The sequence below is a fragment of the Sphaerospermopsis sp. LEGE 00249 genome (assembly GCF_014299995.1).
GTDB lineage: Bacteria > Cyanobacteriota > Cyanobacteriia > Cyanobacteriales > Nostocaceae > Sphaerospermopsis > Sphaerospermopsis kisseleviana.
The window spans coordinates 35,098-61,873 of record NZ_JACJUZ010000025.1 but is presented as its reverse complement, the minus strand read 5'-3'; the positions used below and the strand labels follow the sequence as shown (position 1 = coordinate 61,873).

Genomic DNA, 26,776 nt, shown 5'->3' with positions numbered 1-26,776 from the left:
TACTCCCAAAACCATATCACCAGATATTCAATTAAATTCTTCTGAAGCAAATAATCAAATTACCTCAGAAAATCAAACATCGGAAATTACAGAATTCATCACAGAAGAGAACACAGAAATTACTCCTGTTACTTCCAAAACCATATCACCAAAAATTCAATTAAATTCTTCTGAAGCAAAAAATCAAATTACCCCAGAAAATCAAACATCGGAAATTACAGAATTCATCACAGAAGAGAACACAGAAATTACTCCTATTACTTCCAAAACCATATCACCAGATATTCAATTAAATTCTTCTGAAGCAAATAATCAAATTACCTCAGAAAATCAAACATCGGAAATTACAGAATTCATCACAGAAGAGAACACAGAAATTACTCCTATTACTTCCAAAACCATATCACCAGATATTCAATTAAATTCTTCTGAAGCAAATAATCAAATTACCTCAGAAAATCAAACATCGGAAATTACAGAATTCATCACAGAAGAGAACACAGAAATTACTCCTATTACTTCCAAAACCATATCACCAGATATTCAATTAAATTCTTCTGAAGCAAATAATCAAATTACCTCAGAAAATCAAACATCGGAAATTACAGAATTCATCACAGAAGAGAACACAGAAATTACTCCTATTACTTCCAAAACCATATCACCAGATATTCAATTAAATTCTTCTGAAGCAAATAATCAAATTACCTCAGAAAATCAAACATCGGAAATTACAGAATTCATCACAGAAGAGAACACAGAAATTACTCCTATTACTTCCAAAACCATATCACCAGATATTCAATTAAATTCTTCTGAAGCAAATAATCAAATTACCTCAGAAAATCAAACATCGGAAATTACAGAATTCATCACAGAAGAGAACACAGAAATTACTCCTATTACTTCCAAAACCATATCACCAGATATTCAATTAAATTCTTCTGAAGCAAATAATCAAATTACCTCAGAAAATCAAACATCGGAAATTACAGAATTCATCACAGAAGAGAACACAGAAATTACTCCTGTTACTTCCAAAACCATATCACCAAAATCTGAAGAACTTTATACACCAGATGCAGCTATAATTAAACCAGAGAATACTGATATATCTAATATATCTAATATATCATTGCCAAAAAATACAGATAATTTGCCGATTTTGAGAAATAACATTGACAAGGAACAAATAACCGCATCAGAATCAATATCAGAGTCAATTTTGGCATTTGAAAACCTTGATTTATCACCTTTTGTCAATCACTCAGATATATCAGATATATCAGAAAATTCAACTCCTCAAGACAATGAAGACAAAAATTCTAACATTGACATTGAAGCAAATACCGTCTTAAATAATTTATCAGCTTTACCAGCACCTAAAGGTTATGCTACTGGTGGCCAAGTCACCACAACCGCAGTGGAAAATCATCAACCAGTAGCACCTTCTGATACAGTACCTGCAATGCTGACACCAGGAGAATTTGTCATCAACGCTAAAGATGCACAGAAAAATATCCACATACTTAAACATATTAATACTGGCGGTTCACCAGAAGAAATAATCTCGCCTAAATTAGATGTAACTAATAGCAAAACGCCTGAACAAACCAACTTTTCAGACTCTACGACTAAAGTAGATTCTTTGCAAGATAATACATTGCAACGCAAAGAAGCTGAACAAGAAGAACCGACTGCTTTAAATTCTCCTTCCTTGGGTGTGGAAATTGGGAAACAAAGACTTTCCAGAATGAACTCTCTACAAATTAATCCACAACTTAATACACAAATAAATTCAGTGGAAAATACAACTAACACTTACACAGAATCAACCACCAATTATTCATCACCTGCTTTAATTTTCCGTAAGAATAATTCAAATACCAACACACAAACACCATCTGAATGGACAAGTATTGAAGAACTATTAAATAGTAGTAGTAATCAATTCAATAATTATAACTTTAATAGTAGAGAGAGTAACTGGCAAAATGCACCATTTTCTCAAGTTGCATCATCAGACACATCACAAGCATCACATATTTTCACCAAACGTCTTTCTACACCTCAAGGTTTTGCAAATGGAGGAGAAGTTACAGCACCGGATATATCAAGGGATATCACACCGATAACAGAGACGATACAAAACCCATACACATCCTTACCAACAGAAGAAAATGAAAGTAATGAAAATAATAAAGATGATAATGCAAAACTTGAAGCTTTAGCTCAAGAAATTTATTACAGATTAAGACAAAGAATAGAAATAGAAAGAGAACGTCAAGGAAAATATGTAGGTCGTCTACCTTGGTAATTCTATTTTAGATTTTAGCTCAGGACTTACGCAAAATCTCTCTAAAACTTTCTTTCCTTCGTGTCCTTCGTCCCTTCGTGGTTCATTCTTTTGTGACTTGTGCGTAATTCCTATAGATTTTAGATTTTGGATTAAAAATAAACTGCTGTATTAAGGAGGAAAAATAAAATGGCAAATCAAAAACTGGTAAAAGCAAAACTCGTAGCTTATAACGGAGAAGCACCAGACATTGAATTAATGTTTAATCCCGCAGATATTAGTTTTTCTAGAACAGTAAATTGGTCAAGTCAGCAAGGAAATAGAGGTACTACCTTACTTCCTAAAGTTAACTTTTCCGGTGTTGAACCTTATAAATTTACCTTAAAACAGTTAATATTCGATACCTATGAAACCAAAAAATCAGTAATGAAAGAGTATATAGATAACATCAAAAAAGGAGTAGAAACTATTAATGGTTCACCAGATAAACGTCCACCTGTTTACATATTAACTTGGGGAAGCGAATATTTTTATTGTGTCATGACCAGTTTAACTTACACCTTAAATATGTTTTTGAATGACGGTACACCAGTAAGGGCAATAGTAGATATATCCTTACAAGAAGTCGATAAAAATAATATGCCAGGAGGTAGAGAATCAGCATCTCAAGGTGCAGAAAGACACCCAGACCCGCGGATTTAATATAGCATTTTCTAGGCTAATAAAATCCAAAATCATCTGTGTTTATCTGCGTTCATCTGTGTTTAATGATTACTAATTCATCAATAGTTAACCAAATTATTGATATACATTTTATCTCATGAAATAAAAACTAAAATCCTATGCCAGACAAAAGCCTGTATTTAAGTGAACCGAAAATTCAAATAGAAGGACAAGACGCTTCACCGGAATTAATGAAAGATTTATTAGAAATTACCGTAGAAGAGAGTCTGCATTTACCAGCAATGTTTACCCTGGTAATACATAATAGTTATCTGAGTACAGTTGAACGTGCAGAATACCAAGAATGGAGACACGAAAAGCTATTTAAAATTGGCACACAAATCAAAATTGGGTTTATTTCTAGCACTACCCAAGATAGTAATTTTAAGAAAAAAGACGAACAGAATTTAATTGAAGGGGAAGTGACAGGAATAGAAGTTCACTTTAATGAAAAAACCGAAGCACCCATTATTATTCGTGGTTATGATGTTTCCCATCGGTTGCATAGAGGGCGTTATAATCGTTCTTTCTTGAATCAAATGGATAGCGATATAGTCAAACAAATTATAGGAGAAACGGGAATTTCACCAGGTAAAATAGATTCTAGTGGCGTAAACCATGAATATGTGTTTCAAGAAAACCAAACTAACATGGAATTTTTGAGAGAAAGGGCGGCGCGGATAGGTTATGAATTATTTATTCAGGATGGAAAATTAAACTTTTGTCAACCAGAAAGTCAGGAATCTTTAAACCTGAAATGGTTAAATGAAATTAGTAAATTTAGTGTGCGTGTTACCAATGTAGAACAAGTGAAAGCTGTAGAAGTGAGAAGTTGGGACTTTACCCAAAAGAAATTAATTACCTCAGAAGTAACAGCAGAAAAAGTAATTACAGAAACAGGAAATGGCAAAGGAAGCAAAACAAGTACAGCATTCAAAGGTAAACCATCCAACCCAAAAATGATCGTTGTAGATCAACCAGTTGCTACAGAAAACGAAGCTAAAAAAATGGCTCAAGCTTTGTGTGATGAACTGGGGGGAGAATTTGTTTATGCAGATGCTCAAGCTTATGGAAATCCCAAAATTAGACCAGGGAGAGTGATAAATATTCAAGATATGGGCGATCGCTATAGTGGAAAATATTATGTCACCGAAACACGCCACTTTTATAATCAAAGAGTCTACACCACAAATTTTAGTGTGCGGGGGTTACGATCAGGTAACTTATTTTCTACTTTATCAACACAAATACACCTACAACCAGGACAAACTTTTCTCATAGGAATAGTCACCAATAATAAAGATCCCAAAGGTTGGGGAAGAGTAAAAGTAAAGTTTCCTACACTCAGTGAAGAACATGAAAGTCACTGGGCTAGAGTTGTAACTGCGGGTGCAGGACCCAATCGAGGTTTTGATTGTTTACCAGAAGTAAATGATGAAGTTTTAGTAGGGTTTGAACATGGAGATATTCACCGTCCTTACATTATTGGTAATGTGTGGAATGGAAAAGATGCACCACCAGAAAAAGTAGATGATTCAGTTGTTAAAGGTGTGCGATTACGTACTTTTAAAACCCGCACAGGACACACCATGCAATTTGTAGAAGAAGATAAAGGAGGAAGTAAAACAGGTATTCGTTTAGAAACCACAAAAGGACACAAAATTTATCTCAATGATAGTGAACAATTTATTGAGATTAAAACAAAAGGCGGTCATACTATTAAAATGGATGACAGAGGTAAAACAATTTCAATAGAAACCTCTGGGAAGCATAGCATTAAAATGAGTGACGCTAGTAAATCAGTTACTATTAAGTCAACAGGCAATATGTCAATAGAAGCCCAGGGAAATCTTGACATTAAAGCTAATGGCGTAATAACTGTCAAAGGTTCATTAATTAAATTAAATTAATAATGACTTATGCACAAGTCACGGAATAACGAACCACAGAGGCACAGAGATCACAGAGAAATAAGAGTTTTAGAGATATTTTGTGTAATTCTATTCTCCTGACTCCTGACTCCTGACTCCTGACTCCTAACTCTAATTATGTCCAAACCAGCAGCCCGAATTACCGATAACGTAGCCCATCCCTTACCCCCAGTATTAACAGGCGGACCCGGTAGCCCTAATGTACTGATAGGCAACTTACCAGCATGGAGGGGGATACCAGCGGCCGCAGTTGCCGCTTTACAGTCTGCCAAACAAGCAAGCGATACAGCCATCCAAGCCGCTGAAGCTGCCACCAAAGCCGCAGCAGGTACACCAGGCGCACCAGCGGCCCTAGCTGCTGAACAAGCTGCCAAAGCCACCGCCTCGGCGACAATGAGTAGCATGATTTCCGCTGCTGCTGCATCCTCACCTCCGGGAATGGCAGATATTCATCAATGTGCTACACCCTTACCCATACCACCCCACGGACCAGGTGTAGTTATTGATGGTAGTAAAACAGTATTAATCAATGGTTTACCCGCCTGTCGTATGGGCGATACCATTCTAGAAGCATTGGGTCCGACTAATAAAATTGTCAAAGGAGAGATGACAGTTTTGATCGGTGGATAATTATCTATTCCCAATTCCCAATTCCCAATTCCCAATTCCCAATGAATTACTCGACTTTTGGCGAATAGGCTTATACCTGTAATGTCGGTATCTTAGAGAATTAAAGATCTAATAAATCCTGAAATCCTGGATATTATCTCGACTTACTTCGACATAGTTCGACTACGCTCACTAACCACTCAGTACAAGTCGCGGTAGTTGAGCGTAGTCCAAACTCGATAACCACCTGATTCTGACAGTTATGGTCTATAGCCAACAAAACGAAAGAGATTATTTAGGTACTGGTTGGGCTTTCCCGTTGCAGTTGAACTTGCAAGGGGGAATAAAACTCAGCAGTGACGCTCAAAAAGTTAAAGAGTCTATCTGGATTATCCTTCGTACAGGGGTGGGTGAACGAGTTTATCGGCCTAATTTCGGTTCGCGCTTGTCAGAGTTGGCCTTTGCGCCATTGAATACTGATACTTTACTGCGAATACGTCTCTATGTTTTAGAAGCTTTGGAAGTTTGGGAACCCAGAATTATTGTAGATGAGGTGTTGACCGAACCTGACCCTGTGCTGGGCAAAGTAGAGATCATTATCAACTATCGGCTCAAGGATTATGCTGATATTCAGAGCTTTGTTTATCCATTCTATTTGCTGGCTGCTGGGGAGTAACTTGTAATATTAAGCCCTGTTAATTACTAATAATTCTCTTGTTCCCTGTTCCCTGTTCCCCATCCAAACAGATATGATAACTATTCAAATAGACATGATATGAAATTTGACTTTTTACCACAATTACCTACTTCTAACTTAGACGATCGCACCTTTGATGACTTGGTGGAAGAAAGTCTCATGCGTATCCCGCGCTACTGTCCCGAATGGACAGACCACAATTTGAGCGATCCAGGGATTACGCTGATAGAAGTATTTGCTTGGTTAACTGACCAAATGTTACTCAGGTTTAACCAAGTCCCACGTAAAAATTATGTCGCTTTTTTAGAATTATTAGGTATTCGGCTGCAACCACCAGCCCCAGCCCATACAGAATTAACTTTTTATTTAAGTTCTGATCTACCTCAAGCATACACCATTCCCGCAGGTCTGGAAGTTTCCACGGTACGCACTGAAACTACACCAGCTATTACCTTTAGTACAGATTCACCTTTAATTATTGGTAAACCCTACATTCAGCATTTTTTAACAGCCCAAACGACAGAAGACACCCCCCAATCTCTGCGAGAAAGACTGGTAAACTCCTGGACTCGTCAAAACAACGGTTTCTGGACTGGTAATGAACAAGCTATATTTAACGAACAACCCCAACCGGGAAACTGTTTTTATTTAGTAATTAATGGTGATGCAGCTTTGGATGGTAATGTGTTAGAAATTACTTTCCAGGGAGCAGCAGCCACACCGACAGGAATTGATCCCAATCAACCGCCCCGATACTGGGAAGCTTGGGATGGGGAAAATTGGCAACCAGTGTTATTCAAAGAAACAGACGACCATACCAGAGGTTTCAGTTTTTACGAAATTGAACAACAAGGTAGTAATGCTGCCCAAGGTGCTGATGTGCGGCTGCATTTACCCCAAACTTGGCCTGTAACGACTTTTACCGTGTATCGTGGACGCTGGCTACGCTGTCGGTATACTACACCAGGTAGCAATCAAGGGGTTTATAATCGTCCACCGCAAATCACTGGGTTAGGAGTGCGGTCTATAGGTGGTACTGTTAGAGCTACCCATAGTACCCTAGTTCAAGATGAACGCTTGGGTATAAGTAACGGTAAACCAGGGCAAAGTTTTCAATTACTCATGACACCAGTGTTAGAACGTCGAGAAAATGAGTATATTGTTGTCACTCCCCCTGGCGGTTTACCCCAAACTTGGCAGGAAGTGAGAGATTTCGCTGATTCTGGACCCCAAGACCGCCATTACACCATTGATTCTATTACTGGTGCTGTGCAGTTTGGTCCATTGATTCGAGAACCAGGACAACTCAAACGCCAAACAAAACAGCGATCGCGCATTCAACAATCCAGCACAGAAGACACCGTTGTACAATTCAGTGATATTGATAACGCCCAAGAACATCAATATGGAGCCGTACCGCCACGGGGTGCAGAAATCAGAATGCTGACTTATCGCACAGGAGGTGGTAGAGAAGGTAACGTCAAAAGTGGCGCACTCCAATTTTTAAAGTCCGCATTTCCCTATGTGGGTAGTGTCATAAATTATCCGCCAGCCATTAATGGTGCAGATGGGGAATCTCTAGAACAAGCAGTCATCAGAGCGCCGCGCATCCTGCGTACCCGTGATCGAGCAGTCACAGCAGAAGATTTTGAAGTTTTAACACAACAAGCAGGAGCAGGAGCGATCGCCAGGGTGCGGTGTTTACCAGCCAATGCTACCAGACAAGCAGGTACAGTAGGTTTACTGATTGTTCCCTATGCCAATACAGACGGAATTGAATTTGGCGAAGGTATTGCACCACAACAATTTGCTCTGAGTCCCGCACTACAAGAACAAATTCTGCAATACTTGGATGAGAGAAAATTATTAGGTGTACAAATCCAACTGCAAGAACCACAATACGTAGGTGTTTCTGTACAAACAGAGGTAATTTTAGAACCTGCCTATAACAACCCTCTAGCCAGAGCAGAAATCCTTCGTCATCTGAGAGTATCCCTGTATAAATATCTCAACCCCTTAACTGGAGGCTTAGAAGGCAAAGGTTGGCCTTTTGGAAGACCAGTTTACACCTCAGATATTATCGCCTTAATGCAGCAAACCCCCGGTGTCCGTTATTTAGGGCGAGTCTTGCTATTTGCTATCCGCAAAGAAGGAGATACATGGAGGCGGCAATCTTCCCCAGAACAAGTAATAGATCCCGGCGCACAAGGTTTAATCTGTTCTTGGGCTGATAATAACCTGCGTTCTGGGCATGATATCCAAATCAGTAATCTTTAAATCAACAAACTTTAAGGAAAGATTTTATGGTGCAAAGTCGTTCCAGTCCTGCTATTCGCATTCACTTAACCCCAATGCAAATTCCTGAAGCAGTACCAGGAGCAGGTTTAACATTTGCAGGGACAGAAAGCATGGATGCAGCAGCACAGAGTTTAGTCTTGCATCCAGGAGAACCCAGCGAAATGGTTGTGCAAGTACAGAACTTAGAACAACGGCCTGTGAGGGTAAGTTTAAAAGTTGAAGGTAACTTTCCTGCTGATTGGTGTCAAATAGGTGGCACAGAAGGCAGTGAAATTCCCCCACGGGGACAAATGGATGCTGTACTTTATTTTTCTGTTCCTGCCAGCTTTTTTGAAGATCAACAGGCAATTGTTCCCGGACAACAAGATAAATTAAATCTGAATTTTCGCAGCTTAGTTGTTATTAATATTGACTCAGGAACAGAGAGAGAACAAATTCAACACAGCGATTACTTTGATTTATATGTTCGTCCCTACAGTTCCTACATGGAATTTTTACCTGTTTTATATCGGGAAGTAGACTTGATTGGTCGCTTCATGAAAATATTTGAACAGGCTTATCAACCAGCCATTGATAGTTTTAACGTCTTATGGGCAAATCTTGACCCCTTAACAGCACCAAAAGCACTATTACCATTTTTAGCTCACTGGGTGGCTTGGGAAGTAGATTCAGTCTGGAATTTACATCAACAACGGCGTTTAATTCGTCGTGCAGTTGAGCTTTATCGTTGGCGAGGAACTCGTAAAGGTTTGCGGTTATATTTACATCTTTATACAGGTTTACCTTTAGATGAGGACATACCTAATGAAACTGATAAACATATTAGTATTACCGAACCCTTCGGACCAAGTTTTGTTTTGGGTACAGCACAATTAGGTAGTGCAGTTTTAGCAGGTGGTGAACCATTTCATTTTCTAGTTTGTTTGCGCCCCCATCACCGGAATATGAACCTCAATGAACAATTAATTCGCCGAATAATTGAGCAAGAAAAACCCGCTTTTTGTACTTATGATTTAGTGATAGGAAATTTTAGTAATTGAATATCTAAATTCCATTTGTTTTTTGTTAATCCAAAATCCAAAATCCAAAATCAAATGACTCATCCTTTTCCACCTCCACACATCCAACCTTTAGAAAGGTTACAACCAACTGATGGTTTACTGATTAATGCAGAACGTTGGAGTAAAGCTCATGAATATCATCGTCTGCGTCAAAATACCCACTATCAAAGTTTAAATCAACCAGGAATTGTTTGTGGTTTAGGTGTGCGGCCAATTCCTGCACCCCGTCAAGTAGAAGCTAAATATCGAGATGGACGTTGGGTACAAATTCAACCAGGAATTGCTATTGATATGAATGGCAATTTGATAGTTGTACCTACATCTTATGACTTTCCCATTGATTTAGAAGTAGCTACTTCTGAACCGCTGATGATTTACTTAGTAGTCAGCTATGTAGATCCTAATGAATTACGGCGTGGACAGCAAAGAGATGTTGTCCAAGAAACCTATCGTATTGATCAAAGAAACTCTACACCAGATGTTTCCGAAATAGAAATTTGTCGCATACTTTTAGAACCAGGACAAAATTCAATTAGTCAGCCAGCGGATGCTTTTTATCCTGGTTATAATAATATTGATTTACGTTATCGTCGTCATGCCCAGGCACGTCCTCAAGCCTTAGTGAGAATAGCACAAGTTTCTCATAGTGATGGTGAATATGCCCGCAATTTTTTCAACCTTGCTTATTTACTGCAATCCGTAGAACCTTTATACCCAAATTTGCGCGGTGCTGATGAACCTAGTGACGTTTCCCTATCAGAAAATATCCAAGAATATGATTTACTTTATCTTACAGGTAGAGAGTCACTATCTTTGAATAATGTTGAGTTAGAATCACTAAGGAATTATTTAAATTTAGGTGGCACATTGTTAATTGATGCCCCTTTAGATGCTAATGCTTTAATTGAAAGTATCCAGGCCTTAGCACAACAATTAGAAAGTCCTTTAAGACCATTAACAGAGTTACGAAGAAGTCACCCTTTAAGGACAAAACCTTTTTTATTTGCGGCTTTACCGATCATCAATCAACAGTTAATTCAATTATTCTTAGGTGGGGGAATAATTTTAGTAGTTGGTGATTTAGCATCTGCATGGGGAATAGATAGAGAATTTAATTTACCCCGGTTAACTATTCGCACAGCCCAGGAATTAGGAATTAATATACTTAACTATGCTTGTCAAAGAAGAAAGTTGATAGGTTTGCAACAAGAGGACAGTTCAGGAAAGTGGTAGTTTTGAGAGGGATCGATGGTATTTTGTATTCTGTTCCCTTTTCCCTAGTCTTCACAGATAACTTTTTGATGCCACCTCTACGTGGGAAGTAACAATGTGATAAAAGTTACGGAATACTACTTTTAAAACATCCTCTAAGACCCAAAAACTCTGCACCTCACCCTTTTTGGTAAATCCTACAAGTGGAACAGCCATCTTGCCTGTTCCATAATACTCCAGAATATTAGGATGTAACAGCTTATGAAATCATTGATTTTGATTATTTTGTGTCACTACGCTAGTCCTGTTCTTCTGTACTTCTGTAATCAGTGATTCAAAATCACTATTATTATTACCACCTCTAGTCAATAAATCCCTAATTCTATTAGTGATAGAATCCAAATTTCTAGACATTAAACTACTTAGACTTTTCACAAGGTTTTTCAACTTCTCAAACATACTCAGTTCGACAGTTAAATATTCATTACCACGGGGATATACAACCTTGCCTTTTTCTGTCTCGTAATATTCACCTTCAGGCATCAACATTGATTTTAGCGGGTTTTCTTGCCTTGCCATGTCTACTTGGAGGGGTTTATTACTTAGGAATAAGACATCATAAATTTTGCCATTCCAACTAGCCCAATAATGATTTTGGAAGAACCACCTCTTACCATGATCACAATTGCGCTTTCTGCCTTGGTAAACAGTTTCGTCCGCTTCACTTAAACAGGGTTTCTTAATTTGTTCAATCGTCACATTTGGAATACCAAAATATTCTTGCGCTACTGTTTGAAATGCTTCAGCTAAGGTTCTACAATCTCCTTCTCTTGTTCCTGTTAACAGAGTTGTCCCCTGTTTATAAGTCATTGTGTATTTAAATGATATGTTTTTGAAATTATTCAACAATTGTTCTAGGATTTTTTCCTGTGGTGAATTTTCATCTATGCCTTTAACTAATTCCTTCCCTACTACATGATTATTCAAAAACTGTTGTTTGGGATTAGCGGCGCTGTTATCTGCTGTTGCCACATTGCCAGCTTCATTTTGGCTAGTTGCAGTCTGTGAAGTTTGCTGTTTTTGGATGGTATCTTGATTAATTTGATTAACTACATTCGAGGCAACTGTATCTGCTTCTTGTTCATATTGGTCTCCTGGTTGACTAATATTTAACTTTGCCTGTACCAGTGATGGTGAACCAGAAGATGATATTTTTTCAGGATGACGAAAAGCTATTTGTCCCAGGTTGTGACCAAAACCATACCCTTGTTGAACGCGACTATATAACACATCATTCATTTTGGCTTGTAACAGGGTCAGTTGTGTTTGTCCTTCTGGGGTGATGGTGCCATGTTTAGCTTGCAGTTGTAATTTTGTCGCTTCTATTTGATTTTGTTGAAATTCTTGATTTTCAATGTCTGTTTGTGACAGGGTTTTATTTGTGTGCTGTTGAGTTTTGTTAGTAGATGGGCGTGACTGAAACTGAGTTTCTTCTGACTGGATAGCCAAGGAGTCAGCTTTTTTGGAAATTTGCAACCTTTGTTTCATCGCTCACCTCACAGATTGACATAGGTAATCAATTAAATATTATCTCACTTAGCTACAGGTATGACAGTTTCGACTTTAGTCTAGTTTTTGGGGTTGAGATGGAATAGCTGGCGATCGCAGTAACACCTCCTACAACAGATAGGCGATCGCACTGTTCACCTGACATTATTTATTCCCGTTCCTTGATCATTCTCAACTCTTTAAAAAATCATCAATATTTTTTTTATATCTTCTTTGATTTCTTGATTCAGCAAGGTAGATTCTAGTTTATTTATTTGATTATTAATTATTTTTTGTCGTGAGTAATGGGCTGTTCGTTGATGGCTTGTTGTTCAGACTGTTCTGGTTGCTGTTGAGTTGATACTTCAGTTGCTGTTTGCATGACATTATTTGTTGTCAAACCAAAGCCCCGCACTGGATTTGCCAGCGTCGGAGTTGTGGGTGAGACAAGGGACGAATGGTAAAAAGTTGATGTGGCTGTTTTCTTACGGGCAAAGGTGCGATCGCTTTCGACCTAAGTGTAATTTTCTCTCCTCAAACCCAACCACCAATTTCTACCTCTGTTAAAGATTTCTCTAACTTAGCGTATTCTGTCCGCGCTGCTCGTAATAAATGTTTCATCTGCACTGGCTCACCCGCATCAGCCGCCAAAAAAGCGGCATTTAAGGCTATATTACGAATATTGCCCCCAGTCACACTTAACTGCGCTAATTTCTTGGCATCTAAATCATGAGTTGGTGTACTTTTTGGGTAAACCCGTCGCCAAATTTCCGCACGTTGCACTGCATCTGGAAAAGGAAATTGAATTGCAAACCGAATTCGTCTTTGAAAAGCTGTATCTAGAGAATTTTTCAGGTTTGTGGTTAGAATTGCTAACCCTGGATAACTTTCCATCCGTTGCAGCAAATAGCTAACTTCTATGTTGGCATGGCGATCATGGCTATCTTTAACTTCGCTACGTTTACCAAACAAAGCATCCGCTTCATCAAATAATAGGATCACTCCCCCTTCTTCTGCTGCATCAAATACCCGCCGCAGATTTTTCTCTGTTTCCCCTATATATTTACTGACAACTGATGATAAATCAATACGATATAAATCTAAGTGTAATTCATGAGCCAATACTTCCGCTGCTAGGGTTTTTCCTGTACCACTACCCCCAAAAAATAAGGCACTAATCCCTAAACCGCGAGTATTTTTAGCTGCAAATCCCCAGGTTTGATATACTGTAGCTCGTTGACGGACGTGAGCCGCTATTTCTCTTAACATTTCGGCTTGGGCTGGAGGTAATACTAAATCTTCCCATCTGGCACTGGGGGGAATACGCTGTGCTAGTTCATCTAACCGGGGGCGGGCTTGTTTGCGGCAAGCATCCCATAAAATCCTGCTGATATCTTTTTCTTGCTCCTGGGCTAATTTTCCGGACGCTTCTGCATAAGCAGCGCGAATGGTGGTAGGACTAAGGTTAAATTGTGCTACTAATTTTTTGACTTGTCCGTTTAATTGCGGTTCTAGATGGGATAGGGTTTTTTGCCAGAGTATGGTTTGTTCTTCGGTGGTGGGTTTGTGAACATCAAAACTGACTACTGGGCGTTGCTGTATTGCCATTCGTTCCCGACTTGTCACCAACACAAAACCATTAATCCGTTCTAGAAAACGTCCGATATGATGAGTGCGATCGCCTTCTGTAATGTCAACTTTATCACAGTCAATCAATAAAGCACTTTGACTGAGAATAGCCTCTCTTTCCCACAACCGCAACAAAGTTTCCATCTCCATTGGAGCAGAAGGAATAACTTGAGCAGACATGATATGTATTGTCATTCCTAGCATTTTACAGACTGTGGCAGCGATCGCTCGTTTGCTAGTAGGTTCAATGCCACATAACTGTAAAATTGGTAACTTTTCTTTTTGAGATGCTTGCATCCAGACGGCTGCTATTTGTTCGGCGATTTGTTGCTGTGAAGCGACTAATTCTCCTGCCTCTGGTAAAGGTTCAACAATTCCCGCCAATCTTTCATCCAGGTATTGTGTACCGATAAGATAGTGTAAAATTCTTTCATCAATTCGCAGAGGACTAAGAGTTAACGCTCTACCTTCACCTAACTCAATTAACCGCCAATATCGTAATTTACTATCAGGGGCGATCGCATCCCAATGGGAATTTGGTAATGTTGCTAAAGCCAAACTCAAAGTAGGATAAACTCGCTGTGAGTCTCCTTGAGCTAAAGCACAGACAGCTGCAAAGTCTCCATAAAACTCCATACAGGCGCACATCAGCAGTATATCCCTCTCAAAGCTAGTCAGACCAAACAATTTACATATCTGCTCTAGTGCTGGTGGTGCTGACATTCCCGCCCTAGCAGCTTGTAACGCTTGTTCTCCCAACTGCTGTTGTTCTCTAGGTTCAGATGGCTGTGTTTTTTGAGCAGATGCTTCTATCGCACCACGCACCATCCCCAAGGCCGCTAATAAGTAAGATTCGTTACCTTCATACCACTGTTGCCAATTGTGACTGATTTTTGTTGCTTTCATTGCACAGCCTCAGATTGATTTGCGTTACTGCTCTCAATTAATACCATCGAAGCTTGATAACTAATTGACGGTCGATAGTGGGTTTGTAAAGCTGACCATATCTTAGAACTGTCTTCCATATTCAAAAATTCAGGAGAAAGTTTAATCTGTCCCAGTTGTTCCACCAGAGCAGATACAGATACCCCAGCCAAAGCTTGCGAAATCAGACTTGTGCTGTTACTTGTAGCTGCGGTTTTTAATGCATTTCCAATCAATTCTGAGGAAATAACAGTTGTTCTGTGTAATAATTGCATCGCATAACCCAGTAGCAATTCTGCCTGAAAATCCTTAGCACCATAAGCGGTTAATAGGTAGTGTAAGTTTAAAGCCAGTGGTGGATTTACATAACGCGGACTTTTATTTATACTATTAATACTAGAGTGTCTAGTACGAAATTCCTGAGATATCCAATCAACATTGCGATTCTGGGTAACTTGATAAAGAAACAAATTGAGTTGCGCCCGCTCATCACTTCCCACTTTAATTAAATCCGGTGGTATGGCAGTAACCAGCACATCACCAACACTAGCAGTAATTGAATCACTGACTAGCCCATTTTCCAGTAAGTCTTTCAGCACTGCGGTGACAGCAACTATAGAGAGCGCGTTACTCATCATCATTCCTCACAGCACCAGCACAAGTTGATCACTATACACCTCACCAAATATTTTTCAGGCTTTGTGCTAAAACTTTAACATTCAGCATAGTATCAATAACATAAATTTTATAAGAAGTTTATACTTGTACTTGCAAATAATATCAAATCCGTATTTTACCTAATTCCACAAGAGACATTCACAGACTGGTATTGCTGTATGCTAAAGCGAAAGCTTCACTAACGCATAGTGTGCCATTAGCTAATGGCTGAATGCTGAATATTTCAGTAGGTAGGCGTTAAAGACTGTCCTTATGACAAAGTAAGAGGTAGGAGTTAGGAAGAAAGAGATTTTAAGCAGTTTTACATTTCTTTACGTACATCGGTTTTTTCATGCCGACTTACTTACAACCCTCTGAGAAGATGTTGTAATCATGAAAAGTTCCTATGAAAACTAAAAATTTGGCTTGACGTAGGTAATGACTGAACTTTAGACTAAAAACACAAAATGACTCAGGAAAGCTGAGTTGAAAAAAAGCAAAGTAAAAAATTCAAAAAATGAGAAATCAATCAGTTTTTGGCTGGGCTTTACGTGAAGGTGAAGTACGCTTTTTAACGATAGGATAGCGAATTCTACGTTGTCTTGTTTGTTGATGAGTTAGTATAAGCCTCAGTAAACCCTATATTGGTGCTAACATCCAAAAATTTCTGGTGGTGCGGGACGAAAAGCTAATTATCAAGGACGGGCAGGATGCCCATCCCAGAAGATTGGATACTCTTTTTTTTTGGCGCAACCTCACCAGGTCATTTACACACCCACCAAGGTTTTGTTCTCTACTTGAGATTCGGTCTTAGGTAGTTTAGATTCTACGGCTGTACCTTTGAAGAAATCAGGGTTGGCTTGGGTGTAGAATTTATAGGGATTGCCAAATACATAAGCTTTGAAGTCAGCTTCAGAAATTACGCCTTCTCTGACCAAATCCCAGCTTTCAGCTAAAGGTGCAGTGAGATCCGGTACATCCCAGTGACCAACATCAGAGGAGTAAATAGCGTTAATTTTGACTCCCAAGGGGTTGGCTTTATCGTTGAATGCCGCAGCAATAGTACGATCATCAGATTCAGAACCAAAGAAGAAACTATTCACCCAGCGATCGCGTATATCTTCAATTGATTGAATCCCTGCTGCACCAAAATCTTCCAATTCGCTACCCACTGGTGAACGACTGTGACGGTTGAAGGAAGCTCCTAGTACACTTTTAGTCAATTCCTCTTTGCTGAGGGAATGTCCTTGAGTAATTTCTCCACCATACTGTGCAAACAACTCAAACAACTCATCAGGATTAGCTAAATCTGGGTTATAGTTTTGCAGTCCTTCTAAATTGCGCTTGGAGAAACGGTCTACTAAATGAATGTAGACGTGAGCGCCCCAATCTGCCCCACCTTCCAACATACCGATACGCAATTGGGGGAAGCGTCTAGTTACACCACCAAAGAACAATGCTTTGGCAAATGCTTGTGAACCATCAGCAAAGTGACCGATGTGGTTGTTCATGTAGTTACTAATGGAGGAGCGTCCAGTCCATCCTTGACTACCGTAATGGGTGGTGAGAGGTACACCTAATTCAACGGCTTTAGCCCAGAAGGGATCATAGTCATATTCGCTATCTAGCCCGAAAAAGTCAATGTAAGAGGCATATTTGCCAATTTCTGGGAATTGATCGGCTGGGTATTTATCTGCGATCGCCTTAATTGGCCGTCTCACACCACCAGGGATATTTGCCACTTTCAGCCCCAGTGTTTTTACAGCAAACTCCAACTCTTCAATCGCTTCTTGGGGGGTAGTCATGGGGATACCAGCTACTACTGTTAGGCGATCGCTATATTTGCGGTAAATATCAGCATGATAGTGATTAATTGCCCGTTGCAATAATTGCCGATTCTCCTTACTTGCACCAGCCGCAGCTAAGGCATTATTGGGAAATAACACCGAATAGTCTGAGCCTTGCTCCGCTTGACGTTCATAGAGTAATGCAGGGAGAGTGTAGGTAGCCAAATCTAAAGTATTACGAGTAACTCTAGCCCACCAAGGCGATCTTAATGTGCGGTTATATTGACGTTCTTCTGGAGTTTGTTGATACCAGTCTTTACCTTCACTCTTAGGATTAAGACGAGAAGATTCAGCCTTGCGTAATTCATCTACCAGCTTCACACCGCCGTAGTGAGCAATATAATCCTCAAGGGCAGGAGTAAAATCATTAGTGTGAACATCAGTATCAATGACAGGATAATCCAGATTGGCTCTAACTGCGGCGGAGGGAGAGCTTTTCAATTTGCTATATTTAGTCATATTTTCCTTAGAAAAGTTACAAGACAACTTAGATCCCTGACTTCTCAAACAATTGCAGAATTTAAAAGTTATGAATTTTCAAAAAATCGGGGATCTGTGGGAGATCATGCTGTTGATTTTGACTTGGGTTTAATACGTGAGATTGAACATTCTTGTCTTTTGGACAAGCCTAACTTTCCGATAGTTGCATGGACTTCGGTAGGCTTTTAACGTCTGTGCTGACGGGATCTAAGGGAACAATAAATTTTCTTTAGTTTGGTGTAATTGCAAATTCGCTCAACCTTGGATTTAAAATCTAAAACTTTGCGCCTTTGCTCCTTTGCGTCTTTGCGCGAAACCCAATTATTTAAACTGCTGCTAATACCTTTTGAAATTGATTAACAGGACGAGATAAACCCAGATTTTCCCGCAGAGTTGTACCTTCATACTCAGTGCGGAATAAGCCCCGGCGTTGTAATTCAGGAATTACTAAATCAACAAAATCATCTAATCCACCAGGAAGATAAGGAGGCATAATATTAAAGCCATCAGCAGCGTCATTGAGAAACCAGCTTTCTAGTTGATCTGCAATTTGTACTGGTGTACCGATAATTGTCCAATGACCACGCGCTCCTGCAATCCATTGATACAGTTCCCGAATGGTAAAATTGTGTCTACGAGCAATATCAATTAATAATGCTTGGCGGCTTTTGTTATCATTGGTTTCTGGTAAATCTGGCAGTGGTTCATCCAGAGGATAAGCGGAAAGATCCGTCCCTATCAGTCCTTGTAATAAAGCCAAACCAACCTGGGGATGAATTAAATCTTGCAGTTCTTGATATTTGGCTTGTGCGTCTGCTTCTGTTAGTCCCACCACTGGAAAAACACCAGGCATAACTTTGAGTTGATCCGGAGTACGTCCATATTTTGCTAATCTACCTTTAACATCTGCGTAGAAGGCTTGAGCATCTTCTAAGGTTTGTTGAGCAGTAAATATAACTTCGGCGGTTTTACCAGCTAATTCTTTACCATCTTCAGAAGAACCGGCTTGCACAATTACAGGATGACCTTGGGGCGGACGGGCAATGTTTAATGGTCCGCGCACGGAAAAAAATCTGCCTTTATGGTTCAGTGGATGTATTTTATTGGGGTCGTAGTAAAAAGCTGTTTCTTTATCACGAACAAAAGCGTCGTCTTCCCAGCTATCCCAAAGACCTTTAACCACATCAATAAATTCGTGGGCGCGGATGTAGCGTTCTGCGTGAATAGGATGGGCTTCTAAACCGAAATTCCCAGCAGCTTCACTACTTCCTGTTGTCACTACATTCCAGCCGGCTCTCCCCCCGGAGATATGATCTAAGGAAGCAAATTTGCGTGCGAGAATATAGGGATCTTCATAGGTGGTAGAGGCTGTAGCGATAAAACCAATCTTTTCTGTCACCGCAGACAAGGCTGAAAATAGGGTTACAGGTTCAAAGTCTCCACCAAAGGCTGTCCGGCCTTCTGCACCGGGACGATGTTGTAAGGCTAAACCATCAGCTAGAAAAAATGCGTCGAATTTACCGCGCTCGGCTGTCTGGGCTATCTGTTTATAATGCTCAAAGTTGAGAGCGCCATTACTCCGTGCTTGAGGATGTCGCCAAGCTGCTACGTGCTGACCTGCTCCGGGTAAAAATGCACCTAGTCTTAGTTGTTTTTGTTGTTTACCCATATCAGACTCCAAGTAATATTGTTTACTCAATGAATATAGGATGATAAAAATTTTCTGGGATAGCAGTTGTCAGATATGTCAATGTGACTGCCGCATATTTGATATTTATTTGTTGGGAAAGCTTTTTCAACTCCTTAGCTATAGTTATAGGCATTAGCGTTAGGTTGTTGATAAAACTACTGTATCTCGACTGATTTATCGTAGATTAATAGTAGAATCTCATAACTCTCATGAAAAAGCAAGTACCTTTTTATAAAAAATATGGTGAACTAAATTTATTAGCGGCTAATTCTTAGAGATTCTAAATATTTGACGGTTCTAGAGTGTGCAGAGTGGGCGATAGCGAAGCGCTGCTGCAAGCAGATCGCTCAATTTGAAAAATATATAGTACAATTATACTCGTATTAACTACTGGGTAAAATAAAAGTAGCTTAAAATATAGGTATAAAAACTCCAGAGTACAGGTAGTAAATAAATGAAAATAATTTTCCCAACTTACGATGCTTTTTAGAGGTTGTCCAATACACCAAAGTAATTCATTAGCATCTGGTGGTTGATAACCAAGTTCCGATAAAGCATACTGAATACAGCGAGTAATCCCCGATTTAGGATCAGTTAGGGTTTCATCTAGGTCAAAAATGACTGTGCGACAAAGCATTTTGGTAAGTTTAAATATTTTTCAACCTTTGCAGAAACTCAATATTTAACTGTAGTTTTTCTCCCAACCACAGAGCATTATCGGTATGATCTTTGACATCATCTCCCGTTTCTGGGTGAACTAAAACATCCAAATCTTCACGGTTAAGCATTAACCAAGTCACAACTTCACCAAACTGATGTGGTAAAAAAGCCACTTGATACATTGATTTCGGGTGTGGTCCTATAGGTTGTTCATGCCAACGCCCTAATCTTACATCAAATTTAGCACCTAAACCTTCTCTGACACGAGCAGCCGCTTCACGACTGACGGTATCAAAATAAATATGTGCATGAAACCCAGTAATCTCAGTATTTGTATTCATTGTTCTTGATTTCACCTCTTGCTCTCAAGTATAACTTAACCATTATTTAGATATACTAATCATTCGTAAGCCATAAATTTAGTCAAACACAGATTTTTTGTAAAACCACTTGAAATTTCTTTTTAGTCATGCAATACTACTAACACAATCCCCGATAAATCGGTCAACAATTTGTAGTTTCTGATTTCTCTCAAGTCATCAATAAATTATTCAACCCCCTCAAGGGTGATGCACAGATAACTGGCGATAGTTATGTCTGCGTCAGTTTCGGTATTGCAAGTAACTACTGACTATTTAAGATTTGGGTTTTTCATGTCAACAAATTTCCCAAACACAAATCCTAATTTACTAAGGAATTTAAACATGGCTGACATTAAAATTTATAGTGCGGTTGTTTGTCCTTATGCTCACCGTACCCGCTTGGTACTTCAAGAAAAGGGGATTGATTTTGATTTGATTGAAATTGATTTACAGAATAAACCAGAAGGTTTTACAAAAGTTTCAGTCAAGCCATTAAAGGAGATTCTTCCGCATATATTCCCAATCTTGTAGCAGCTTAACCTAACCCCCTAACCCCCTTCCCTTTTAGGGAAGGGGGGAAATCAAAGCCTCTCTCTTACAAGGAGAGAGGTTTGGAGAGAGGTTTTAGGTTTAAAAGCATTAAATAATTGTAATTGGAAAATTAAAGGAATTGGATTTTATGCCTTTAACACCTTCAACAATGTTACCTTTGGGAACTTTAGCACCTAAATTTAATCTCCCAGATATAGTAACAGGTAAAACGATTTCATTGGCGAATTTTGCTGATAAGAAAGTATTGGTAGTTATCTTTGTTAGTCGTCATTGTCCTTTTGTGCAACATATCAAATTTGAACTAGCAAAGTTAGGACAAGATTACAAAAATAAAAATGTGGGTATTGTCGCCATTAGTTCTAATGATATTAACACTCATCCTGATGATGCACCAGAATTACTTAAAGATTTTGCCCAAGAAATAGATTTATCCTATCCTTTGCTTTATGATGAAAGTCAAAAAGCAGCTAAAGATTTTTTTGCAGCTTGTACTCCAGACTTTTTTGTATTTAATGCTAATAGAAAGCTGGCTTATCGGGGACAATTAGATGATAGTCGTCCGAAAAATGGTTTACCTGTAACTGGACAAGATTTACGGAAAGCAATTAATTATGTTTTAGCTGATCAGGAAATTATTTGGGAACAAAAGCCGAGTATTGGTTGTAATATTAAATGGAAAGCAGGGAATGAGCCGGTTTATTATAAAGTTCCTGTAGCGGTTGGGTAATCAATCAATAATAAGTGGCATTTGATACAGCAAGAATATGCCGAAGGCAGGAGAGGATCATCTCTTGCCTTTTCTTAAATATAATTTGCTTTTTTTAAAATTTAGTAGGGGCGAAGCATTCGGATAATTAATTATCGGTTTTTACCTAAGACTATTATCCGAATGCTTCGCCCTTACTGTGGTCTAAAGACATGAAAACTGCTGTAATATTCCTAACTTACAATTGGAGAACTGGTTGGAAAATTAGATAGGGTTTGCTGAATAAACCTAAAACCTTGATATATCAAAGGTTAGAGGCTGATAAACACAGAAATTAGTGCAAGGGTTTTGAAGGGTATACCGGAAAAAGTGTGCATTTTTTGGGATTTCAAGAGATGGCAAAGAAATTTTCCAATCTCCTCCTGACTCCTGACTCCTATGCCCTCACGGAAAGACTTTCTCAGCAACCCCTAGATAGATGAAAATGTCTGATAGCGTAGCGTGGCGCAAGCCATATCAGGATACCCAGGATTAAAGGATTAACAGGATGAAAAAAATACAGCTACAGGACTTACCCAAAATCTCTTTAAAACCCTCTTAACTTCGTGTCCTTCGTATCTTCGTGGTTCATTATTTCGTGACTTGTCCACAAGTCCTAAGATAATCAAATCCTGTAAATCCTATAAATCCTGATTCTGACTATAAATCCTCATGCAACGCGCCCAACTTCCTAATCTCCGGCCAAATCATCGCCGTCACAACCACCACCAAAATCGTACCTATTCCCCCACTAACCACAGAGAAAACAGGTCCAAATAAAGCAGCAACCGCGCCAGATTCAAAACCGCCCAACTCATTAGACGCACTAATAAATACACTATTGATAGCCGCAACTCTTCCCCGTAAATGATCAGGGGTTTTAATTTGCACCAAAGTATGACGAATTACCACACTAATACTATCTAACGCCCCACTTAATGCCAACATCAACAACGACAACCACACCCAACGAGACAACCCAAAGATAATTGTTACCACCCCAAACCCGGCAACTGACCACAGTAACGCAGGTCCGGCTTTGCGGATAGGTGGCAAATATACCAACAATGCGGCCATGATCAATGCACCTATGGATGGGGCAGCTTGTAAATAGCCTAATTCCACTGGACCAACTTGTAAAATATCTTTGGCATAGACGGGTAATAATGCCACTGCACCACCTAATAAAACTGCAAATAAATCTAAGGTAATAGCAGCCAGGATAATTTGATTATTCCAAACAAACTCCGCGCCCGCAGCTAAAGATTTTATAGATATTGGTTCTTTGGCAAAGTCGGTTTTTTGAGGTTTAATAGCTGCAACAGAGGCGAAACATAATAGACAGGCGATCGCCGCTACTATATAAACTGGGGTAGCACTCTTGAAAAGAGCGATCGCAAATCCTCCCAAAGCAGGTCCAATCACTGACGCTAACTGAAAACTACTACTTACCCAAGTTGCTGCATTCGCAAACACATGAGTCGGTATCAACTGCCACATCAGCGCATCACTGGCAGGCTTCAAAAATGCCCTCGCTACACCCATAAACGCTAAACAGGCATAAACTAGGAAAATTGCCCCTTTGCTGTAAGAAATAACTCCTAAACCCAGTGAACAAAGTGCCAGCATGAAAATTGCCAGTAAGGTAGTACGCTGGCGGTTATACTTATCTGCCACATGACCTGCTATGAATGTCAGTAAAATCATCGGTAGAACCTGTGCCAGTCCTACCCCACCTAAGGCCATCGGGGAATTTGTCCGTTCATAAAGTTCCCAACCAATGGCGACAGTCTGCATTTGTCCCCCTGTAAACAAGAGAACACGCCCAATAGTAAATAACCGATAATCTCGAAATCTCATGGCTGCAAAAGGATCATGTCCAGCCTTGGTATTAAGGGGGATTTGTTTCTGTTTGCTCGAAGACATTTTTTAGTAGACTTAACCCTTGTTCAATTTTTGATACTTGCTCTGGTGTTAAAGTCTCCAGAATTTCCGCAATTTCCCCACGAGTTTTTTCCTGAGATTGTTCTAAAAGCAATTTTCCCTCTCTCGTCAAATTCAGGACTACTCGTCGTCGTTCTTGAGGGTTATCTGTACGTTGCACCAGATTTCGTTGAACTAATTTTTCTATAGTTGTTGATGCTGTAGCGCAAGTGACACCTAAGTGATCTGCTACCTCCGATAAAGAAGCTCCAGGATTGCGATTGAGAAAAGCGAGCGATCGCAACTGTGGTATAGATAAAGAGTCTGCACTGTGCGATCGCATTTCGGCTCGGATAAACCGCATCAATAAGGGAACAGTTTCCATCACCCTAGCGGCACATTCTTTAGAGGGTTTATCCAAACTCATAAGACCGTTTTTCTCCAGATTACATCGCCACCCGTGGATAAAGTCGTCCACAGATGTAGGTTAAACCTATTAATGTTAGCAAGAGAATTGTACAATCTAACCCGAACCCATAAATACTTGAGCCATTGGCCAGCATCGCACCCCGCAGAGCATCCACTTCATACGTCAAAGGATTAATGTGAGAAATGACCTTTAACCAACTTGGCATCAATGAAATAGGATAGATCGCATTGCTGGCAAAAAATAACGGCATGGTGATTAATTGCCCAATTCCCGTAAACCTCTCCCGTGATTTCACTAAACAGCCAATGATTAATGAAAAAGTGCAAAAACAACCAGCACCCAAAAACACAATCAAAACTACCTGCAAGAAAGCCAAAGGATGGTGATTTAGGTTTACACCTAACAAAAAAGCCAACAGGTAAATAAATACCACCTGGGAAAAGCAACGTACACCAGAACCAATTCCTTTACCCAAAACAATGGCAGCGCGGGGTATGGGTGCAGCCAGAAATTTATGCACAACTCCTAAATCCCGTTCCCAAATTAATGTCATTCCCCCAGTAAAAATAGCGACAAACAGCGCACTTTGAGCCAAAATACCCGGAGTCATAAAATCTAGGTAAGGTATATCACCTGTGGGTATAGCACGAGTGCGAGTAAAGACTTGCCCAAAAATGATCAGCCATAAAGCTGGTTGTACAGCCCTGATTACTAAATCACTGGGATCATGACGCAGTTTTCTTACCTCTAACTCACTAACTACCAGGGTTTTGGTAAATAATTCTTTGATGGCAGAAAAAATTCCTTTTGGGCGATTATATCTGGTTTCAACCCAATTGTTGAGAGGTACGTCTGGTTCTTGCAGTTTCACTGTAGCTCACTCCTGATATTAATTGATTACCTGCGTAGTGGATGAAGACATCATCTAAGGTTGCATCTGGTTTGCCGATGGCTGCTTTTAACTCTGTGGGTGAACCAGTGATAATTTCTTTACCTTGATTCATGATTACTACTCGGTGACACAGAGTATCTGCTTCTTCTAAAAAGTGGGTAGTTAAAAAGATGGTTGTGCCAAATTCTATACGCAGTTGTTCCATTAGCTGCCAAACTTGCGATCGCGCTACGGGATCTAATCCCACTGTCGGCTCATCGAGAAATAAAATCTGCGGTTGATGTAAAATAGCCTGGGCAATTTCTAACTTACGAATCATTCCCCCAGAGTAATTTCTGACTAAGCGATGTGCTGCATCCTCTAAACCCATAAATTCCAACACATCTTTAATCTGCTGTTGTCGTTTTCTAGCGGGTATATCGTATAATTTAGCGAATATTAAAAGATTTTCATAACCTGTCAGGCTACCATCTGCTGATAAAGCTTGGGGTACGTAACCTATCACCCTTCTGACTGCATCCGGTTGACGAGTCACATCATAACCACCTAAGTATGCTTTACCACTATTGAGGGGCAGTAAAGTAGTTAGCATTTTAATTACCGTACTTTTACCAGCACCGTTGGGACCGAGTAAACCAAAAACTTCTCCCGATGCAACGGAGATATTCAAATTATCAACGGCTGTAAATTTTTCAAAGCGGCGCGTCAGTTCCAGGGTTTGCAATATTACTGATTGTGGGACTCGCGCAGATGTTACCGAAGAGTCTATGTTTCCCGTTAGTCTAGTCACGATGGGGAGACACTTCCTTTTTCAAATGTTTAGTTTATCTAAATATTAGTGTGGCATATTTTTTCTAAAAGTCAAGACCAAGGATTAACGATGATAACCCCAGTCCCAGCAAAATCTTTTTCGTTACGAGTAACAAGTGATAGAGAGTGTTGAAGTGCGATAGCGGCAATTAAAGAATCCATAGCGGGTAGAGGTCGGACATTCTGTTCTAGTTGACAGATTAAATTTCCCCATAACACCATTGTGGAGACATCTAGAGTTAAGATTCTGTGTTCAAAGCGATTGGGTAGGGTTTCATTTAGCCAAGTTGTGAGAGATTCTTTTCTCTTAGATGGAGTAAGTTTACAGATGCCTCTAGCGATTTCGCCAATAGTAATTACACTGAGGTAAAGTGTTTCTGGAATTTGGGCATCTACCCAATCTAAAACTTTTTGATTTGGTTGTTTGGCAACAAGTTCAGAAATTAGACAAGTATCAAGAAGGTAGGTCATGGGTTGAAGGTATCGCGGGGTAGACTGCGATCGCGGTTCAAGTCGAGTTCTTCAGTGAGTTCAGCTAGGGGGGATTGACGGAAAAATTCTGAGATTTTAGTAGGTTGTTCTGAGTTGGTATTGCTTGTAGTTAGGCTTTGGGCAAGGAGTTGAATAATATACAGTTTATCGTTATGCGAAAGCTGAAGGAGTTGTTGTTCGAGTTCTGGGATAACCATGATGAAGTTTAAATGAAGGATAATTTTATTGTACTTTCAGCCTGGAGTTTAGACTAAAGCAGAGCGATCGCTATACTATTATTATGGATAGATTTTAGCTCTTACAAATTT

General features: G+C 39.6%; 23 protein-coding genes. 10 read left to right on the top strand and 13 right to left on the bottom strand.

What is annotated here, in order from left to right:
* The 8 genes from H5968_RS10975 to H5968_RS10940 form a co-directional block, all read left to right on the top strand.
* On the top strand, positions 1 to 2,317 hold a 2,317-nt coding region (locus H5968_RS10975), incomplete at its 5' end, for a hypothetical protein (RefSeq protein WP_187039983.1).
* Between the two features lie 168 nt (positions 2,318 to 2,485).
* Positions 2,486 to 2,998 (top strand): hypothetical protein, encoded by a 513-nt coding sequence (locus H5968_RS10970; protein ID WP_187039982.1) that lies wholly within the window; start codon positions 2,486 to 2,488, stop codon positions 2,996 to 2,998.
* 140 nt (positions 2,999 to 3,138) lie between these two features.
* Entirely contained in the window at positions 3,139 to 4,929 is a 1,791-nt protein-coding gene (locus tag H5968_RS10965; RefSeq protein ID WP_187039981.1) for a VgrG-related protein, read from the top strand.
* Between the two features lie 138 nt (positions 4,930 to 5,067).
* Positions 5,068 to 5,580, top strand: a complete 513-nt coding sequence (locus H5968_RS10960; RefSeq protein WP_187039980.1) for a PAAR domain-containing protein — start codon at positions 5,068 to 5,070, stop codon at positions 5,578 to 5,580.
* A gap of 241 nt (positions 5,581 to 5,821) precedes the next feature.
* A complete protein-coding gene (locus H5968_RS10955) occupies positions 5,822 to 6,235 on the top strand; it encodes a GPW/gp25 family protein (RefSeq protein ID WP_187039979.1) in 414 nt (137 codons plus the stop codon).
* Between the two features lie 99 nt (positions 6,236 to 6,334).
* Entirely contained in the window at positions 6,335 to 8,533 is a 2,199-nt protein-coding gene (locus tag H5968_RS10950; protein ID WP_187039978.1) for a putative baseplate assembly protein, read from the top strand.
* Between the two features lie 26 nt (positions 8,534 to 8,559).
* On the top strand, positions 8,560 to 9,594 hold the full coding sequence (locus H5968_RS10945; RefSeq protein ID WP_187039977.1) for a phage tail protein: 1,035 nt from the start codon (positions 8,560 to 8,562) through the stop codon (positions 9,592 to 9,594).
* Between the two features lie 54 nt (positions 9,595 to 9,648).
* Positions 9,649 to 10,848 (top strand): DUF4159 domain-containing protein, encoded by a 1,200-nt coding sequence (locus H5968_RS10940; protein WP_187039976.1) that lies wholly within the window; start codon positions 9,649 to 9,651, stop codon positions 10,846 to 10,848.
* 246 nt (positions 10,849 to 11,094) lie between these two features.
* Here the strand turns inward: H5968_RS10940 and H5968_RS10935 are convergent, their stop codons facing one another.
* The 7 genes from H5968_RS10935 to H5968_RS10905 all read right to left on the bottom strand — a co-directional run bounded on the left by H5968_RS10935 (position 11,095) and on the right by H5968_RS10905 (position 20,603).
* Entirely contained in the window at positions 11,095 to 12,375 is a 1,281-nt protein-coding gene (locus H5968_RS10935; RefSeq protein WP_187039975.1) for a hypothetical protein, read from the bottom strand.
* A gap of 534 nt (positions 12,376 to 12,909) precedes the next feature.
* Positions 12,910 to 14,910 (bottom strand): ATP-binding protein, encoded by a 2,001-nt coding sequence (locus H5968_RS10930; RefSeq protein WP_187039974.1) that lies wholly within the window; start codon positions 14,908 to 14,910, stop codon positions 12,910 to 12,912.
* Entirely contained in the window at positions 14,907 to 15,569 is a 663-nt protein-coding gene (locus H5968_RS10925) for a DUF4255 domain-containing protein (protein ID WP_255427107.1), read from the bottom strand. The genes H5968_RS10930 and H5968_RS10925 overlap by 4 nt, the downstream gene beginning before the upstream one ends.
* A gap of 783 nt (positions 15,570 to 16,352) precedes the next feature.
* Positions 16,353 to 17,891: an amidohydrolase family protein gene (locus H5968_RS10920; protein ID WP_187039973.1), complete on the bottom strand. Its 1,539-nt coding sequence runs from the start codon at positions 17,889 to 17,891 to the stop codon at positions 16,353 to 16,355.
* A 346-nt stretch (positions 17,892 to 18,237) separates the two neighbouring features.
* A complete protein-coding gene (locus H5968_RS10915; protein ID WP_187039972.1) occupies positions 18,238 to 19,581 on the bottom strand; it encodes an LLM class flavin-dependent oxidoreductase in 1,344 nt (447 codons plus the stop codon).
* A 301-nt stretch (positions 19,582 to 19,882) separates the two neighbouring features.
* Positions 19,883 to 20,239, bottom strand: a complete 357-nt coding sequence (locus H5968_RS25640; protein ID WP_255427106.1) for an HAD hydrolase-like protein — start codon at positions 20,237 to 20,239, stop codon at positions 19,883 to 19,885.
* 10 nt (positions 20,240 to 20,249) lie between these two features.
* Positions 20,250 to 20,603 carry a DOPA 4,5-dioxygenase family protein gene (locus H5968_RS10905; protein WP_187039971.1) on the bottom strand — a complete coding sequence of 118 codons (354 nt, stop codon included), beginning with the start codon at positions 20,601 to 20,603 and terminating at the stop codon, positions 20,250 to 20,252.
* Positions 20,604 to 20,966: 363 nt separating this feature from the next.
* Here H5968_RS10905 and H5968_RS10900 point away from each other — a divergent pair, with 363 nt between their 5' ends.
* Both H5968_RS10900 and H5968_RS10895 read left to right on the top strand, forming a co-directional pair.
* Complete coding sequence (locus H5968_RS10900; RefSeq protein WP_255427105.1) at positions 20,967 to 21,155, top strand: glutathione S-transferase N-terminal domain-containing protein; 189 nt, start codon at positions 20,967 to 20,969, stop codon at positions 21,153 to 21,155.
* A gap of 148 nt (positions 21,156 to 21,303) precedes the next feature.
* Positions 21,304 to 21,903, top strand: coding sequence for a thioredoxin family protein (locus H5968_RS10895; protein ID WP_096572456.1), 600 nt, complete (start codon positions 21,304 to 21,306; stop codon positions 21,901 to 21,903).
* Between the two features lie 678 nt (positions 21,904 to 22,581).
* Here H5968_RS10895 and H5968_RS10890 read toward each other — a convergent pair.
* The 6 genes from H5968_RS10890 to H5968_RS10865 form a co-directional block, all read right to left on the bottom strand.
* Positions 22,582 to 23,847, bottom strand: a complete 1,266-nt coding sequence (locus H5968_RS10890; RefSeq protein ID WP_187039970.1) for an MFS transporter — start codon at positions 23,845 to 23,847, stop codon at positions 22,582 to 22,584.
* On the bottom strand, positions 23,813 to 24,271 hold the full coding sequence (locus H5968_RS10885) for a MarR family winged helix-turn-helix transcriptional regulator (protein ID WP_187039969.1): 459 nt from the start codon (positions 24,269 to 24,271) through the stop codon (positions 23,813 to 23,815). Before H5968_RS10885 ends, H5968_RS10890 begins: the two co-directional genes overlap by 35 nt.
* 19 nt (positions 24,272 to 24,290) lie before the next feature.
* Positions 24,291 to 25,145, bottom strand: a complete 855-nt coding sequence (locus tag H5968_RS10880; protein WP_187039968.1) for an ABC transporter permease — start codon at positions 25,143 to 25,145, stop codon at positions 24,291 to 24,293.
* A complete protein-coding gene (locus H5968_RS10875; RefSeq protein WP_187039967.1) occupies positions 25,102 to 25,956 on the bottom strand; it encodes an ATP-binding cassette domain-containing protein in 855 nt (284 codons plus the stop codon). The genes H5968_RS10880 and H5968_RS10875 overlap by 44 nt, the downstream gene beginning before the upstream one ends.
* A gap of 71 nt (positions 25,957 to 26,027) precedes the next feature.
* Positions 26,028 to 26,447 carry a type II toxin-antitoxin system VapC family toxin gene (locus H5968_RS10870; RefSeq protein ID WP_187039966.1) on the bottom strand — a complete coding sequence of 140 codons (420 nt, stop codon included), beginning with the start codon at positions 26,445 to 26,447 and terminating at the stop codon, positions 26,028 to 26,030.
* Positions 26,444 to 26,665, bottom strand: a complete 222-nt coding sequence (locus tag H5968_RS10865; protein ID WP_187039965.1) for a hypothetical protein — start codon at positions 26,663 to 26,665, stop codon at positions 26,444 to 26,446. Before H5968_RS10865 ends, H5968_RS10870 begins: the two co-directional genes overlap by 4 nt.
* Between the last annotated feature and the right edge of the window lie 111 nt (positions 26,666 to 26,776).